The 16,117-nt window shown below is 55.7% G+C and carries 5 protein-coding genes; 2 read left to right on the plus strand and 3 right to left on the minus strand.

What is annotated here, in order from left to right; all coding sequences use genetic code 11:
* The first annotated feature begins 126 nt into the window (after positions 1-126).
* On the plus strand, positions 127-6,057 hold the full coding sequence (gene proA / locus AC3WOS_RS22885) for an anti-phage protein ProA (RefSeq protein ID WP_492718853.1): 5,931 nt from the start codon (positions 127-129) through the stop codon (positions 6,055-6,057).
* Between the two features lie 147 nt (positions 6,058-6,204).
* Positions 6,205-8,526: an AAA family ATPase gene (locus tag AC3WOS_RS22890; protein ID WP_492718855.1), complete on the plus strand. Its 2,322-nt coding sequence runs from the start codon at positions 6,205-6,207 to the stop codon at positions 8,524-8,526.
* 156 nt (positions 8,527-8,682) lie between these two features.
* Here AC3WOS_RS22890 and avs1c read toward each other — a convergent pair whose 3' ends face one another.
* Genes avs1c through avs1a form a run of 3 tightly spaced genes read right to left on the minus strand, consistent with a single transcriptional unit; the run spans position 8,683 to position 16,080 of the window.
* Positions 8,683-8,946, minus strand: coding sequence for an AVAST type 1 anti-phage system protein Avs1c (avs1c, locus tag AC3WOS_RS22895; protein ID WP_492718857.1), 264 nt, complete (start codon positions 8,944-8,946; stop codon positions 8,683-8,685).
* Positions 8,947-8,960: 14 nt separating this feature from the next.
* A complete protein-coding gene (gene avs1b, locus AC3WOS_RS22900) occupies positions 8,961-14,792 on the minus strand; it encodes an AVAST type 1 anti-phage system protease Avs1b (RefSeq protein ID WP_492718859.1) in 5,832 nt (1,943 codons plus the stop codon).
* On the minus strand, positions 14,785-16,080 hold the full coding sequence (avs1a, locus tag AC3WOS_RS22905; RefSeq protein WP_492718860.1) for an AVAST type 1 anti-phage system MBL fold metallo-hydrolase Avs1a: 1,296 nt from the start codon (positions 16,078-16,080) through the stop codon (positions 14,785-14,787). Before avs1a ends, avs1b begins: the two co-directional genes overlap by 8 nt.
* Positions 16,081-16,117 lie beyond the last annotated feature (37 nt).

A 16,117-nucleotide genomic window follows, 5' to 3' on the forward strand; every position in this document is an offset into this window, starting at 1 on the left:
CGGGAAATAGCCGGCCTCATCCAGGTGCTGATTTAGCTTGGTCGCGCTGTTTTGTCGAAGTGCCGACGGACACAGGGGATGCTGGGGGCGGTTCAGTTGCGCCTCAGAAGAAAAATGAGGAACGGGATGATGGAACAGGAACATGCAGACAACACTGAGGATTTGACGACTGACATCGACATAAAGCTGCCGAGCGTTAAGGTCATTGCCGATTTAAAGATTGGGTACGCGGCGATACAGAACAACATCCCGGTTATCCGTGAAATTCAGGTCACAAACCATGGAGAGACGCCCCTCTCCAATGTAGAGCTGGTCGTAAAGTGTGTCCCGGCTTTCGCAGAGAGCGTGCGGTTTCATTTCGACAAACTGGCGCCTGGCGAGAACCGCCGTCTCGCCCCCGTCGATTTGCGTCCCGACTACCAGTATTTCAGTCAGCTCGACGAATCTGAGCGTGCTGTCATTACTGTATCGTTACTTGTCCAGGAATCTGTACTCGCAACGGCAACGCACAACATTGATATTCTCGCCTACGACCAGTGGGCCGGAACGCGGTCGTTGCCAGAACTGCTGGCTGCGTTTTGCATGCCTAACTCGCGGGTTGTGGACAAGCTTCTCGCTCGCGCTTCAGGATTGCTACGCCAAACTTCCGCTGACTTATCCATGGACGGATACCAGTCCAAGAATCGCGAGAAAGTATGGAAGCAGGTATCGGCTATCTATAGCACAGTAGTTGCCGAGGACATTCAATATTCCAACCCGCCCGCATCGTTCGGGAACGACGGTCAGAAAATTCGCACGCCAGAACGAATCCTGGATGGCAAGCTCGCGACGTGTCTGGACCTCGCCATGTTGTTCGCATCTTGTCTCGAGCAGGCTGGTCTGCACCCCGTTGTTTTGTTCAAGGAAGGTCACGCGTGGGTTGGTGTCTGGCTGATAGAAACCAGCTTCCCCACCGCATTAGTGGACGATGTCCAGGCGGTTCGAAAGCGCGTGAAATCCGGTGAATTCATGGTATTCGAGACCACCGGAGTGGCTGGCGGGCAGAAGCCATCCCTTCGCTGGGCCTGCACCCGCGGCGAGGAACACCTGAACGACGAAGCTGAGTTCGCGTATGCGGTAGATGTCCGACGCGCCCGCGAAGTCCAGATTCGCCCCCTGCCATCCCGCTCGTCGCAGGTTGAGGAACAACACGTACCGATTGCCAAGGCGGAGATACCCGTTATCGAGGACGTGCCACAGTTGCCGCCGTTGGACCCGGTTGTCATACCGCTGCATGACCATGTGACGCCCGAAACGCCAGAAGGACGCCTGGCGAAATGGAAAAGCAAACTGCTCGACTTGACGCTTCGAAATAAGCTCTTGAATTTCAAGCCGACCAAAACCACCCTGCGCGTCATTTGTCCTGACCCTGGTGCATTGGAAGACCGGCTTGCGGATGGAAACGAATTCCGTATTCGTGCGAAGCCGAAAATGTTCAGCTCGGATGGTCGCGATGCCAATGTGTACGCCGGCCGAAACGGTACAGCGGCAATAGATGACCTGGCGACCGACGCGCTTCGTAGGAATGAAATTGTTACTGACATCGAGGACGAAGCTCTGGAGGGCAGGCTTCTTGAGATATTCAGAGCAGCTAGCACAGGAATGGAAGAGGGTGGTGCCAATACGCTGTTCCTGACTTTCGGGATGTTGGAATGGCAGGAAAGCAAGGACGCCGAATCCAGGCATCTGGCTCCGATTCTTCTTATCCCGGTCACGCTGTCCCGACAGTCAGTTCGGAGTGGTTTCCGTCTGACTCGTCACGATGACGACGCCCTTGTGAATCCGACGCTGTTGCAGAAGCTACAGCAGGATTTCAGTCTGAAGCTGCCGTCGTTCGACGTTTTGCCGACGGATGACCATGGTATCGACGTCAACGGGATTCTGCAGACCGTCCGACTGAATGTGGGCGAGCTGAAGGGATGGGAGGTGAAAGAGCAGGTCCACCTGGGTATCTTCTCGTTCACGAAGTACCTCATGTGGAAGGACCTCCAGGACCGACAGAAGCAACTCCAGGAAAACAGCGTTGTTGCGCACTTAATCAACAATCCCGGCAAGGCATTTGCTGACAGTGCAACGGGTTTCGAGCCCAGCACGTTGGACGAGAAGTTCCGTCCCCAAGACCTCTTTACGCCGATGTTGTCCGATTCATCGCAGTTGCGTGCCGTTTGTGTTGCTGCGGAAGGAAAGAATCTTGTCATCGAAGGCCCGCCTGGGACGGGTAAAAGCCAGACCATTTCGAACCTGATTGCCCATCTTTTGGCCACCGGGAAGACAGTGTTGTTTGTCTCCGAGAAGATGGCCGCTCTGGAGGTCGTGCATCGTCGGCTCAGTAGTCTCGGCCTAGGTCCTTACTGTCTTGAGTTGCATTCATCCAAGGCCAAGAAAGCGGATGTGCTGAAACAGTTAGGTATCGCGCTTGATGCCGCTGGTGCACGAACGGTGAAGGACTGGGAGCGAGAGTCTGAGCGCCTGTTGACGCTCCGCACAGACCTGAATGGGGTCGCGCGCGCACTGCATCGCAGCTATCCAAATGACCTCACCATTTACGAAGCCATCGGAACCAGCTTGCAGTATGCGGAAATGCGGCCAGCGGCGATGCCGTGGGCAGACGCCGATGTGCATAACCGAGACCAACTCGAGGCACTGCGTGAGACCTGCCGGCAGATGGGCGCTTTGGCTGGCCAATTATCGGGTTTGCAGAATCATCCTCTGGAGGTCATCCGCAAGACCGAATGGATGCCATCGTGGCAGCAAGAGTTTTTCGACGCGGTTTCGACGTTAGAAACAACAATCAAGAAACTGGAAGAGGCAGCATCGAACCTTATAAATCAGCTGGGTCTTCCCAAAATGGGATTCTCGCTAAATGGGCTTGGCAAATTCGATGTGTTGGCTGACGTGCTTTCAGCGGCCCGCACCGTTCCGGTCCAGGTTACGCGGTCGGCGCATGACGAATCCGCTCGCAACCGACTTGCCAACCTTCGGCAGCATGGCTTGGCCCGGAATCAGGCGTGGGAGCCTCTGAAGAATAACTATGTGGATGATGTCGCCACCTTAAGTGCGTCCGAGCTGAAATTGCAGTGGGCGGCGGCATCGAATTCCTGGTGGCCGAAGAGGCTGTTCGCCCAGCGCGCGGTTACCGGTCGCTTGCGCCTGTATCGAAAAGACCAGCGTCGTCCACAAGCGTCCGAAATCCCGGCCGTCATCTCGGCATTGACCGCTGTTAATGCGGAGGACAGGGTCCTCGAGGCGATGTCTTCCGACGCGTCACAACTGCTGCAGGAAACATTTGCCGCTTCAAAGACGGACTGGCGCGCTGTTGAATCAGCCGAGCGTTGGGCGACGTCATTCGCGGAGGCAGTGACGGCAATTGCGGGACACGACATCGAATTGGCTGACACACTCCGCTCAAAGCTGCAGCCATTTGTTTCCGACAACCGAGGCATGCTGAAGGCAGACATGCCTCTTGGCTCCAGTTTGTTGTCGTACCGAGATTGCTATCGAGATTTCATGACCCAGTTCCGCCAGGTTACAGCACTTGGCAACTGCCATGCAGACCTCGGACTTGACCCGACTGCCGGCAGCGTCATTACTCGGCTGCTGAGCTTGCTGCAAGGATGGCAATCTGCGGCGCGGCAGCTGCAGCCGTGGTGTCTGTGGCAGAAATCCCGGGCCCATGCAATCGTCAGAGGGCTGCAGGGTATTGTGGACGCACTGGAGGCCGGCGAGACGCCGTTGTCCGCCGTGGCAGCTTTCTTCGAATACAGCTACCAGAGCTGGTGGGTGCGGAAAGCGATTGACCGGGAACCGGCACTCTGCAACTTCTCAAGTGCCGAACATAGCCGTAAGGTTGGCGAATTCAAGGAGGCCGACGAGCGGTTCCAGAAGCTTACCCAGCAATATATTGCTGCCAAACTAGCCGGCCAAATTCCGGCTAGCGTCGGGGTTGTCCCTGGCGCTGATTCTGAACTGGGGAAGTTGCGGCGCGAATTGCAGAAGCAGCGCAAACATATGCCGATTCGGCAGTTGGTACAAAGCCTCCCAACCCTGATGACCCGGCTGAAGCCTTGTCTGCTGATGTCACCTTTGTCGGTTGCCCAGTACCTGGATGCATCGCACGCTCAGTTCGATGTAGTCATCTTCGATGAAGCCTCTCAGATTCCCGTATGGGATGCCGTCGGCGCTATCGCTCGCGGCAGGCAGCTTGTTTGCGTCGGCGACCCGAAGCAGCTCCCCCCGACGAGCTTCTTCTCCCGTGCAGATGACTCTGAGGATGGTGGGGATAGCGAAGATATTCAGGACCTGGAGAGCATCCTGGACGAGTGTCTCAGTGTCGGTCTGCCTGAACTGCGATTGAACTGGCACTACCGAAGCAAGCATGAGGGCCTGATTACGTTTAGCAATGTGACCTACTACGACAATGAACTGGTCACATTCCCGTCGCCGGTCACTAACGACCAGAGTGTGCGCTTTGAACGCGTCCAAGGCGTCTACGACCGCGGGGGCTCTCGAACAAATCGGGCGGAGGCCGATGCCATCGTAAAGGCGATTGAGCGGCACTATCTGGACTCGGCTAAGCGGCATATGACACTTGGCGTAGTGACCTTCAACCAGGCGCAGCAAAGCCTGATTGAGCGGATGCTGGATGAGCGGCGCCGGGCTTCTCCGAAATTGGACCAGGCCATTGCGCAGACCTCGCAGGAGCCGTTGTTCATCAAGAACCTGGAAAACGTCCAAGGTGACGAGCGGGACATTATCTTCTTCTCCATTACTTATGGCCCAGACGCGTCAGGAAAGGTCAGCCTCAACTTTGGGCCGTTGAATCTGGAGGGAGGCCATCGGCGTCTCAACGTGGCCGTCTCGCGTGCCCGTGTCGGCGTCGTGATTTTTAGTACGCTGCTTCCTGAGCAAATCGACCTTTCGCGAGTCCGGGCTGCCGGTGTACGAGACCTGAAGAATTACTTGGAGTTTGCCATTCGAGGTCCACGAGCCTTGGTTGAGCAAAGTATGCCTACGGGACGGGAACCTGATAGCCCGTTCGAGCAACAGGTTATTTCCGCTCTTCGTGAGAAAGGATGGGCCGTCCATCCACAGGTCGGTGTATCCGGATACCGGATTGACATTGGCGTGGTCGACCCACGTGCGCCAGGTCGTTATCTGTTAGGCGTTGAGTGCGATGGCGCCATGTATCACTCTGGCGCGACTGCGCGCGACCGCGACCGGCTTCGCCAACATGTTCTCGAGAGCCTAGGGTGGGAACTGTATCGAATTTGGTCCACAGACTGGTGGCTGAATCCTGAAGAACCTTTGCGAAAGCTTTTGGCCCGACTCGACGAGTTGGTCGCGACCGTGCCAACCGAGGACGAACCGCCTGTTGAACCGCCCCAGGAGGTGAAGAGCGAGGAAGAGCCGCACGCTTTATATGCCAAGGTCGAGTCGACTTTAGAGGCGGTTGCCCCTGCCACTCAGTTGCACGAATACGAACTGACCTGTCTGGACAAAGGCAACCCGGACCTCTTCTTTGAAAGCCGCTCAATGTCGACTTTATCCGGTCAGCTGCTTAAAGTTATCGAAACGGAAGGGCCGGTATCGCAGACATTAGTGTTTAAGCGCGTGACGCGGGCTTGGGGGTTGTCCAGGGTCGGTAACCGCATTGAGGCTCAGTTGAGTGCACTGGTACCTAGGCAGTTGGTCCGTACGAGGGAGAACGACATCACTTTTTATTGGCCGGAGTGTGCCAGTCCGAGTAATTGGGAAAGGTTCCGAGTACCAGGAATCGAACCTGAAACACGCCGTGGTATCGACGAAATTAGCCTGGAAGAACTGGGTAATGCGGCGGTGCACATCCTGATGCAGCAAGGGGCAACGTCACCAAATGGCCTGGCCAAGGCGGTTAGTCGGCTGCTGGGAGTGGCTCGGACGACCACTGACGCCGGGGCGCGGATTTCGCGCGCGCTGACCCACGGACGTGTCCAAGGGATAGTTTTGGTGGAGGACGGTACAGTTCGTTTGCGGAAATGAGTATTTGCCTAGGTAAGCGGCTCTGAATGCTAGCGGCCAGTCCTGTAATATGACGCCAAAGATGAGCATCCCGGCACCTGGTTGGCCAGAAAATTCAGGATTGTGTCCGGGGGGCAGCAATACTAAAGAGGCACATGAGGAGAGAAGATGCGGCTCGAGCGCTTAGACAAGATTCGGGACTACAGAATATTCAAGGACTTTTCGTGGCCTCGTGACCTCGAAGGATTTGGACGCTACAACCTCCTTTACGGTTGGAATGGGAGCGGTAAAACCACGCTGTCTAGCTTGTTCAAGGCGCTCCAGGTTCATTCCGATATACCAGAGGGACAGATAGACTTCATATTTGGTGGGAATCGGGTTTCTGGAAGTGTGTTGTCCAAAGCAAATGCGCTGCCTCAGGTCCGTGTATTCAATCACGCGACCGTCGCTAGGAGTGTGTTCGAAAGTTTGGGAGGTGCCAATTCACAATTGCCGCCGGTATACGTATTCGGGGAGGATAGCGCAGAAAAGCAGGGGCAACTCAACGCCTTGAAGGCTAAATTGCCAGAGCTTGCCAGACGAGTAGAGGAGGCACGCGAGCATGAACGGCGTGCTTCAAAGTCTCTTGATGATTTCGCAACAACAACAGCGCGAACGATTAAGAATCTCCTCGTCGCGGAGGGTGGCAAGTTTAACAATTACAACGCTGGAGATTTTCGCCGAGATATTGGTTCGCACCAGCAGTCACCTAAACCACAGCTCTCTGATTCCGAGTACAGGAGAGACATGGGACTGAAGGGAGCCATGCCGTTACCTCATGTGTCAGTTTCCGAAATTACCTTCCCGGATGTCAGTGAACTCTATGCGGAGGTACGGAACGCGCTTCAACAGACAGTCGCATCGCAGGTCATCGACATCCTTGCATCAAATCCATCGTTAGCAACCTGGGCTAGAGCAGGTCTGGCTCTCCATACACATAATGGCGACTCACCAAATTGCGAATTTTGCCAACAACCATTGGCTCCGGCGCGTTTGCGGCAGCTCGAAGGCCACTTCAATGACGAATTTCGTCGTTTCACTGAATCGTTGAAGGCGTTAAGTCAACGGGCTGAAAGTGCAGCCCAGTCGGTGTCAATGTCTGCTTTGCCCAAAGCCACGGGGTTGTACCCAGACCTTCAGGAGGAGTATGCGCAAGCATTAGGCCAGCTCGATTTGCACTTAAAAAACGTCAGCAGCACGCTGACGGCACTTGCATCAGCACTCCGTTTCAAGCAAGAGCATGTTTTCGAGGCACTTGACCTTGAGGATGTGATTCTCGGTGGTGACGGCGTGCCGGACGCGAACAAATCAACGATGCGGCGATTTTTCGAAATACTTGGCACGGGTGGGGCCGCAATTATCGGCGAATTCGTTGGAAAGTCTGCGCTTAAGAATCTGAAAAATGTTATCGAGAAGCATAACAAAAAAACAAACTCGTTCGCCGAAGAGGTTAGTAAGGCTCGTGACCGTTTGCGCGAAAACGAGCTCGCTAGCGTTCTTGCAGAGTGGCAGCAAAAGCAGTCCGAGTTTGAGGATGCAAAGTCGAACGCGGTCGAGGCTAGCGCCGAGAAGACGAAAGTAGATAAAGAGGCTCAACGGCTGGAATCGGAAATCTTGGAGCATCGGCGCTCAGCTGATGAACTGAACCACGACCTTGTGACATACCTTGGACATGACGAAATACAGGTTGCGGCAGAGGAAACCGGTTACCGCGTGGTCCGCCGCGGCAACGTCGCTATGCATCTGAGCGAAGGGGAACGAACTGCGATTGCATTCCTTTATTTTCTGAAATCGCTTGATGACCGGTCATTTAACCTCGCCAACGGCATCGTTGTCGTAGATGACCCAATCTCAAGCCTCGATTCCAATGCAATATACAGTGCCTTCGGATTTATGAAGCGTAAGCTCGTCGGTGCGGGCCAGCTCTTTGTGCTGACGCACAATTTCACTTTTCTCCGGCTGGTCAAAAATTGGTTCCAGCACTTGCCCAAGAAAGAATCGAGATTTTTCACGCTACGAGCCGTCACGCAAGATAGAATCCGTAGCTCATCGATTCAGGAGATGGACCCGCTTCTAAAGAATTTCGAGTCGGAATATCACTATCTCTTCCGGCGGGTGGTCGACGCGAGCTCTTTGCCGAATAACGTGCCGATGCAAGATTATTATGAACTGCCGAATCTTGCCAGACGTTTGGTTGAGTCCTTTCTGGCGTTTAAGGTTCCCGGTCGTGAATCCATGATTCAACGTTTGGATGAGCTCAAATACGACGGCCCGAAGACCACGCGAATTTCCCGTTTCCTGGACACATATTCACATACATCCAACATTGTTGGAGACCATGAAAGCGAGTCGTTGCTTTCAGAGGCGCCATCTGTCCTACGCGACGTACTAGATATGCTGAAGTGGTCCGACAAACATCATTTCGAGCGAATGATGGCAATGTGCACATGACTGATAAAGTCAGTGCGTTGAGCCCAAACCAGATGAGAGGGTTTGGCGCTCGCTCATTTGCACTCGAAGAGTTAGACCAGCTTCTACCGCAGTGCACCGAACAATTAGTAGGCGCGGAACTGGACGGAGAGCGGCACCACGGCGACAAGCCGCTGCTTACCGCCCTTTGTCATCCAAGAGCATTTCGCCGAAATCCATGTTGCGCATCTGATAGACCTGATTTGCGGTCAGCCGTGCCATCTCGTCGATACTGAGAAGGTCAATTCGACGGTTTGGAAGGTGGCGTACATTGAGCAGACTATCTGGGCCTCGAAGGCCCTTGGCGAAATGCATCTTCCCGTTTATCAGTTGTTCCCGCGCATAGTTCATGCGTTCTTCAAACTCGGCCCTAGTGGAGGGCGTGTGCATAGGCGTAAACATACAGTCGTTGTCCTCTAGAATTTGTGAAGTACCGCTCGGACTTTACCATTGACTCGCAGAATCCATTGCATTTGCCAGCCTTCCGGCAATGTAAGCGCTTCTCGCTGAATTGCAAGTAAAGCGGTCTCGTGCCGTCGACTTGAGGCCAAGCTCGTCACAGTGCTTCCATCTCTCCAATGGTACCGAACGGTCTTGGACGCCTGAGCCCTCACAAGCTGTAGAAATCGAGGCGTTGGAATAGCCGGACTAACTGAACCGAAGTAAGCAATGGTCGGCAGGACTCTGCCACAGACAGCTATGGGCTCATCGGGTCCCGGATGGGGCAGCTCGGTCGCCTTGAAGGTGGGTGGAGTAGGTCGTACCGGCTGTGGCTGCCAAGGAGACGCGAGGTGCGAGGTAAGCTCCACTTGAACGGTACGATGCCCAATTTCAAGGAGGCATTGGAAATCCAGGAAGACCAAGCCTTCATATGTCGGCAGGTAGTTTCGTTCTCTGCCGCTTTCAACGCACGCCACGAGGCTGGTCAGCAGGTTCCTTCCGTTCTCGGGTTCCAGGAGACTCTCTGGATTGTAGGCCCTGAGCAAGGATTCGGCCCTTCTGAGCTTACTGCCAGGCATGGGCAGAAAGAGAGCGGTGTTGAGCGCATGGCGAACGGTTGATGCCCAACGGCCGGTCGGAAGATTCGGGTCTTCTCGCCCGCCCTCCGCGACAAGCGATTCTAACGAGCAGGCCATCTCGACTGTCAGCGGCAAACAGGAGTCGACCATCTGAGCGCTGAACGCTTTCAGAGAGTCGTCTGTAAGAATACCTAGTCGGGACAAATCCCGCCAAAGCATGCGCAGAGACGGCGGTACAAAACTTGGCAGCTCGATGTCTGCAGCAGGAGTGGGAATGGGGGCCTCCTCAGGGAATCGCTCTTGCAGCGTCTTGAAGGCAGTCATTGCCGAGTCGATATCACGCTTGCTCGCACGCTCAGCAATTCGCATGAACGTCGTGAACCGGCCCACATGCCGACACTGCTCGAGAACCCGTGCAAGCTCAATGTGCGGCTCGATGCGTTGCCACAACCCCACTGAGTCTTCACGGGAGAGGATGTCCAGCGTCGCAGAAGCGATATCTGCCCGGTTCCGTCTGTCCATCGAAACAGCAAGACGGGCGAGTTTTGAGAACCAATCTCCGTTCGTACGGGCAATCCACAGCACCATGGCGGCTCCGCTGTCACGGCGTTCCCAAGCCGGATGGTCTAACGTCCAAAGCAAGAGTTCAAGCAGGGGCTCAGATGCAGCACCAGCCGCAGAGTTACCGATGTAGGAGAACGGCGCTGATGAAGCTTCGCCCAGGATTTGTCTGACGTGGTCAATGGCTAGCACTAGGAGTGCCGTCTGCTGGGATGTGTCAGCCTTTTTCCCAACCAGAGATATTAGGTGGGATGCAATCGCCCAGCGTTGCGTATGGCGCTCGTCAAGGGCCAGTGGTCCATACAGTCTGGCGAGCTCATCAGCGTTCTGCACTTGTTCGTTGATGAGTTGGTCAGCGTCACGGCCGGCATGACTGTCCGACCAAACCGACCATCCTCCTGCCTGCAGCGTCTGAAGTGCCCCGATGCACTCTTGAGTCGCCGCCGAAAAATTGCGTCGGTTCAGCTGTGCGCGTGCTCTCTCAATTTGAGTATGGGCGTCCCTTACTGCTGAACGTTTGCCAAACGTGCCCGGCATGAATAGGTGGTCATCCTCGGCATCCGCCTCGGCGCCATCATCGGTCGGCTTATTGGTGCCGGCTTCAAGTCTCGACGTCTCGTCTCTGTCATTTTGCTCATGGCGAAGACCGAAACTCGATGTCAGCTGTTCAATCTGACGCTCGTCGAGGTTGGACCTCACCTCATCTAAGAGGCTCGCGAAGTCGGGGCGAAGGTCCTGCGGCAGGTTTGACACAAGGGTCCTTAACATCAGCCATGCTCGCTCAGTGTTCAACGAGTCTGCAATCGAGCGGACCCGGGCCTTTACCAGCACTAGGTCGTCAGGGCTATTGACAAGTTCCGAGATGATGGCGGCGTACTCTCGCCCCCAGTCTGTCAAGTGCCGCTCGTCGCCGTGTTGGTAGACCTCAAGGAGTGCCCAACGCAACTGCCAGCTCGCCTGTTCACGGGTGTGGCGCAACAGCGCGAGCAGGGCGGTCTGCTCCTCCAGCGCTGCCCCCGGGAACCGCATACCAACAAGGGGCGAGACGCGGTCGAGGTTGCCACTCGTCGCCTGCGCAAACAACTCGTCGGTAGTTCCACAGCTCTGATGTTGGAAGTATCTGACTGCATCCGCGAAAAGCGACCGACGGCAGAGCTGTCCGATGAAATTGCCTTTGTCGGCACGGACAAATCGTTGAAACGTTATCTCCCCCGTGGCACGCTCCAAAAGGCCGGCGATTTCGGCGAGTGACGAATCCTGAACGGGCGACGCGGCGGGTAGCGTCTCCAAGATGCCGGTCATCATGGAAAGCTGGTCTTCCTTGTACCAGCTCGGCCCCATCGAGAATGACAGCACCGATTTATAGGTTCTAAGCGCCTCCTCGGGCGCCTTGAGCCTAGTCAGCAGCGGGACAATTTGCAGAAGCTCTGGTACGAGCTCAAACCTGTTCTCCACGTTCTCTGCGACGTAGTCCCTCCAGAGCAATAGGAGCGAGAAGACCTTGTCTGTGTATGGCCCTTCGGGACCGCGCTCGATGAAGAGGCGCAGCACCTGTTGGAGCGCCTGCCGAAACCCTTCGTTGTAGAGGCCAAGCTGTACGTCGAACCCCCGCTCAATAGCGTCAAGCAAGACCGCTGCTTTCGCCGGGAAACAGTCAAGCACAAGCTTTGCGACGCGCCGGTATAGAGGCGGAACAACGGTTTCCGGAATGAAATAGCTTGAATCCCATTGGATACGCGATTCGAGCTTGAACGCGAAGCAAGGAAGAAGGGTATCGGCTACAAACGACCAAACGGCGTCCAGGCCAGCTTGGTCTTTTGCCGCCATGGCTCTCCGGCCCTTGCCGTCGCACCATGCAACGGCTCGTGCGATGACCTCGAGCGCCCCCTCCCAATCCTCGGTGGTTGGCAATCTAACGGAAGGCTCGGCATATTCATTCTCAAGGAACGAGGATGCTCGAAGGCGCAGAATCGCATCCTCAAAGATGGCTTCGTCAGGGGCCGCTCGATTCTTCTCGTAGAAGGCAAGCGTCCCGTCGCCCATATCTACGCCTACAGAGTACGTCTCAACGAGGCTGGGAGCCGCACCCGCTTCAATCAAGGCGTTTGTGAATACAAACCGTCGGTCCTCGGCCCGCAAAGGTGCGCCGATAGCTCTCGCGACGTCCGAGAGCACGAGGTCAACCATCTCGCGCTTAAGCGCGACTCCGTAGTGCACCGAGTGTAGTCCGGCATGCGCCAGGGTCTGCAGAAAGCTAAGCAGTTGATTGCGCAAGTCCACCTCGCCCGGCACGCCTAGCTCCAGAAAAGGTTGATAGTCGCCTTTGAGGCAAAGCCGCGCGCCCGTCAGCTCGCCTGTCAACTGCCGAAGCACTTCGTCCCCCTCATCTGGCGAGAAATTGCTATCGGGGTGGCGCAGGATGCCTTCGTTGATGGCGCGAAGGAATCTGGTGAACGGTGGGTCGTCACCTGCGACTTGTGCAAGCGAAAAAGCATGCAACCGACGGTCCACTGCACCGAGCAGCTCTCGAGTGCTGACACCGTTCTCGGAGCGTAGTTTTTCAAAGACTGCATTTATTTCACGCTGAACAAGCTCTAAAACTACTAGAGCCTGCTCAGGACTACCCTGCTGCGTCAAGGCGTTTGCCACGGCGAAAGCTTCATCCGCCGAGACGACAAGGCGACCGTTTCGGATGACGTGTCGAAGCGCGCTCTTAGTTTTCCCGAGTGAGATGAGTGCCAGAGCCACGAGCTCAGCTGACTGTACGAACAGGGTGTTGTACCGAAAGGTTAGACGCTGGGAAAGAAGCAGCAAGCGAACGATGTCAGTTGCTGTCCCGACACTGGTAGCCGCAGCGAGGGTCTCATCAATATCCATAAGCAGGACGTCTGGCTCTGCGCCGAGCAGCACAGAGTCGTCAATCCATGCCTGCTGACAGCCTTGAATGGCCACCAGCAGAGGCTCTCGACCGCCCCTCAGCCCGTGGTAGACCTTGTTCAGAACTCCATAATCGCCGCTCTCCGTCGCGCTGCAAAAGCCTGCCAAACGCGCGTGCACCCATTCGCCGATGGGTGATGTCTTGTGGACGACGAACTCGGAGAATGACGGATGATAAATAGCAGTGTTTTCGGGGTTGCCAAGCAGATGCCGTACCCGGAGGAGCGTTGAGGGGAATACGCTCGATTCGGCAGGGGTCAGAAAGCTTGCCAAATTGATAGCCGGGATACCCCAGCGCAGGCGAGCAATGATGCCAAGCAAGTTGACGACGTCGGCGTTGGGCACAAGCTTGGCCCATATGGTCTCGTAGTAGTCCTGAATGGAGCCGCTGAACACGGGCAACTCGGCAATATCAACCTCGGTGGCGCCGCTGTTAACCAGGTCGGCGAGGTATCTAAGGTAGAGCGGGTGTCCCATTGCTCGGTCGCAAAGGGTCGCTACGATTTCCGTCGTGGCCTTGTCCCTGTCGAGAAATTTGACACAAACTCCGTATTGGATGTCGCGGTCAAGGGTGGGGAGCGTCAAACGTTCCGCACCCTGAAGGATTGTCCCGAGGCTGTTAGCAATTGAATCCAGTCCGACGCCGGTGATGACCACCACCAAGCCGTCAGGCACCTTTTGCGGCAGCAGATTGACGAATCGTTTTAGGGTTTCTTCGCCTGCAGCGGCAGCCTCATTTATACCGTCGATGAAGAGCACGCCCACCTTTCCCGCCTTCGCACAGCGCCTCGCCAAAGATTGGAGTACCTCGTCGGTTTTCCCAATGAGCTGACTGTACGAAAGCTCCATCAATCTGGCTGGCTTGCCCGTTGCCCTTATGGAGAGCAGGGAGTTTGCCCAGTCGAAGAAAACCTCTGGTTGAGCTTGGTGCGCTGGCGTTGAGCCTCTGGCACGCTCCGTAAACTGGTACACCCCGAGCCTATCCAGCTTTGGTGACTCTGGCTTGAATTGTTGGCAAAACGTAGACTTGCCGACGCCGTGCGAGCCATCCACAAAGATGTATCCACCGCGCTTGTTGACGATGGCAGACTCGAAGAGTGCGTCAAACGCTGGCCGCGCTCCGATTGGTCCGGAGTCTTCGTTTTCAGTCTGCTCGTCAGGTAGCAGGCCGTTCGCCCCTAGGAAGGGCTTCAGCCTCGAAAGACTTAAGGCCCCAAGGGCACTGTCTATGTTGAGTCGAAGTAGGCCTTTGCAGACCGCACCGACCATGAACGCAGAGCCGGAAAGCCCCTGGTAGGCCGACAGATGCGTTCCTGGCTCTACAGACAGGTCCAGGTCTACACCATGCACTCGTTCGGGCAACACTTGCTGAATCTCGCCTTTGACGACATGACCTAGCTGTAACTTCACTGTCGGGTAGCCAAATGCAAACCACTTTTCGCCGGGACGCAGGCCATTGGCGTCAATGGGTATGGGTTCGACGCTGAGCGAGGTAGATAGCTGCAGCAGGCAAACATCAAGGTCTTCATCATGCGGACCAACGACCACCGTATGTTCAAATGTGGATGAGCCAACCCCAAACCGAACAATGATGGGTTCGCCAGCACGTACTGCGGTTTCGACGCAGTGATATGCCGTGAGAACGAGGTCCGTCTTGATAAGCCATCCAGTCCCGGACTCGTCTTTGCCAATGACTTGGCACGTCGCCTGCTTGATTTCGTCTTCAGTCATAGTTGCTATCCCATAGTTGAATCCAATCGTCCTTTGCCATATGGACGCTGAAGGCGGCGCCGGACTTTGATGTGTGTGATTCAAGCCGCTTGGACGCAGCGGTTTCGTAGTTGAAAAATAGGTGCCTCTTGAATGGCGCCGGCCGGTCCACGATTTCGGCTAGCACTTCGAAGTCCGGATGGCCATGGCGGGTCCCATCGGATGAGATGAGAAAGCAGGGCGAATCTGCAAGCGACAGAAGGTCTACGCTAGTGTTGTGCAAGCTCCCGTGGTGCGAAACCTTGATAGCATCAAAAATGATGGGCGTAGTCGGCGTGTGAAGCGACCGCAGCCTTGCTGCGACATCTTCAGCCCAGGCATCGCCAAGGAAGAGAACTCGCTTGTTTCCCGTGGAGATGATGAATGCGATGGAGCTGCCGTTCGAAACGGAGGTGTCTGGCGCGTAGACTTCTACGAGTCGCAAACTTCCGTTGGCTGCTATGGGCGTGGCCCGAGGAATGGAAGGGGCTGGCATCCTGGCGCACCACATCTCATAGGCGTCGTCAATGAGGTCACTGGGCTGAGATGAACCCTTGTAGCCAAGTTTTCGGACCTCTCTCAGCCACAGCTTGCGCAGTTCTTCGAGACGTGCGGTCGTAGGCCCGAGGACGTGGACGGTCACATCACCTGGCAATGTAATTTCGTCACCTTCACTGATGCAGCTCGAGCCGTGCCCCGAGTTCCAATTGTAGCCATGCTGTCGAAGGAGCTTGGCGAGCGAACTTCCTTGTTGAGCGCTTATAGGATTTGGCGAGGATGTCGGCGCTCTCGGAAATCCACGCCGCCGAATCGCTTCAAGAACCATGCGGTCTTGAAAGCCCTCAGGCTCTAGGGGCGGGGCAGGTAACGACCGCAGGCTGTTGTGCCAAACAGCGTCGACCTCAATGCCTCGTTTGGCAGGAGTGCCGTTGCCGGAGAAGAACTCAAGAAGGCCGCCGACGTGGTCGGCGTCGATGTGTGTGCAGACGGCCAAGTTGAGTCGACCTCCCTCCTTTGCAAGCTGCGCCAAGTCCGCCGCAATGAAGTCTTGGTAGGTACTCGCGAAGCCAGCATCAATGAGGAGGTACGTTCCTCCGGCGTCAACAAGGAATGCATCGCCGTTCTTGGCGGGGTACATCTTCAGTCTAAACATGTAAGTGGATGAACAGGTTGTTGCTTCTACGTCAAATGTACTTATTCCGTTGTGCATGGCCAGCTCTGCTAGCCGACAAAAACAGACGGCCACCTCGATGAGGTGGCCGTTTTGCATGCCGAACTATCGAGACGTATCATCCAATAAGAATCTC

The sequence above is a fragment of the Rugamonas sp. FW305-51 genome (assembly GCF_058786935.1).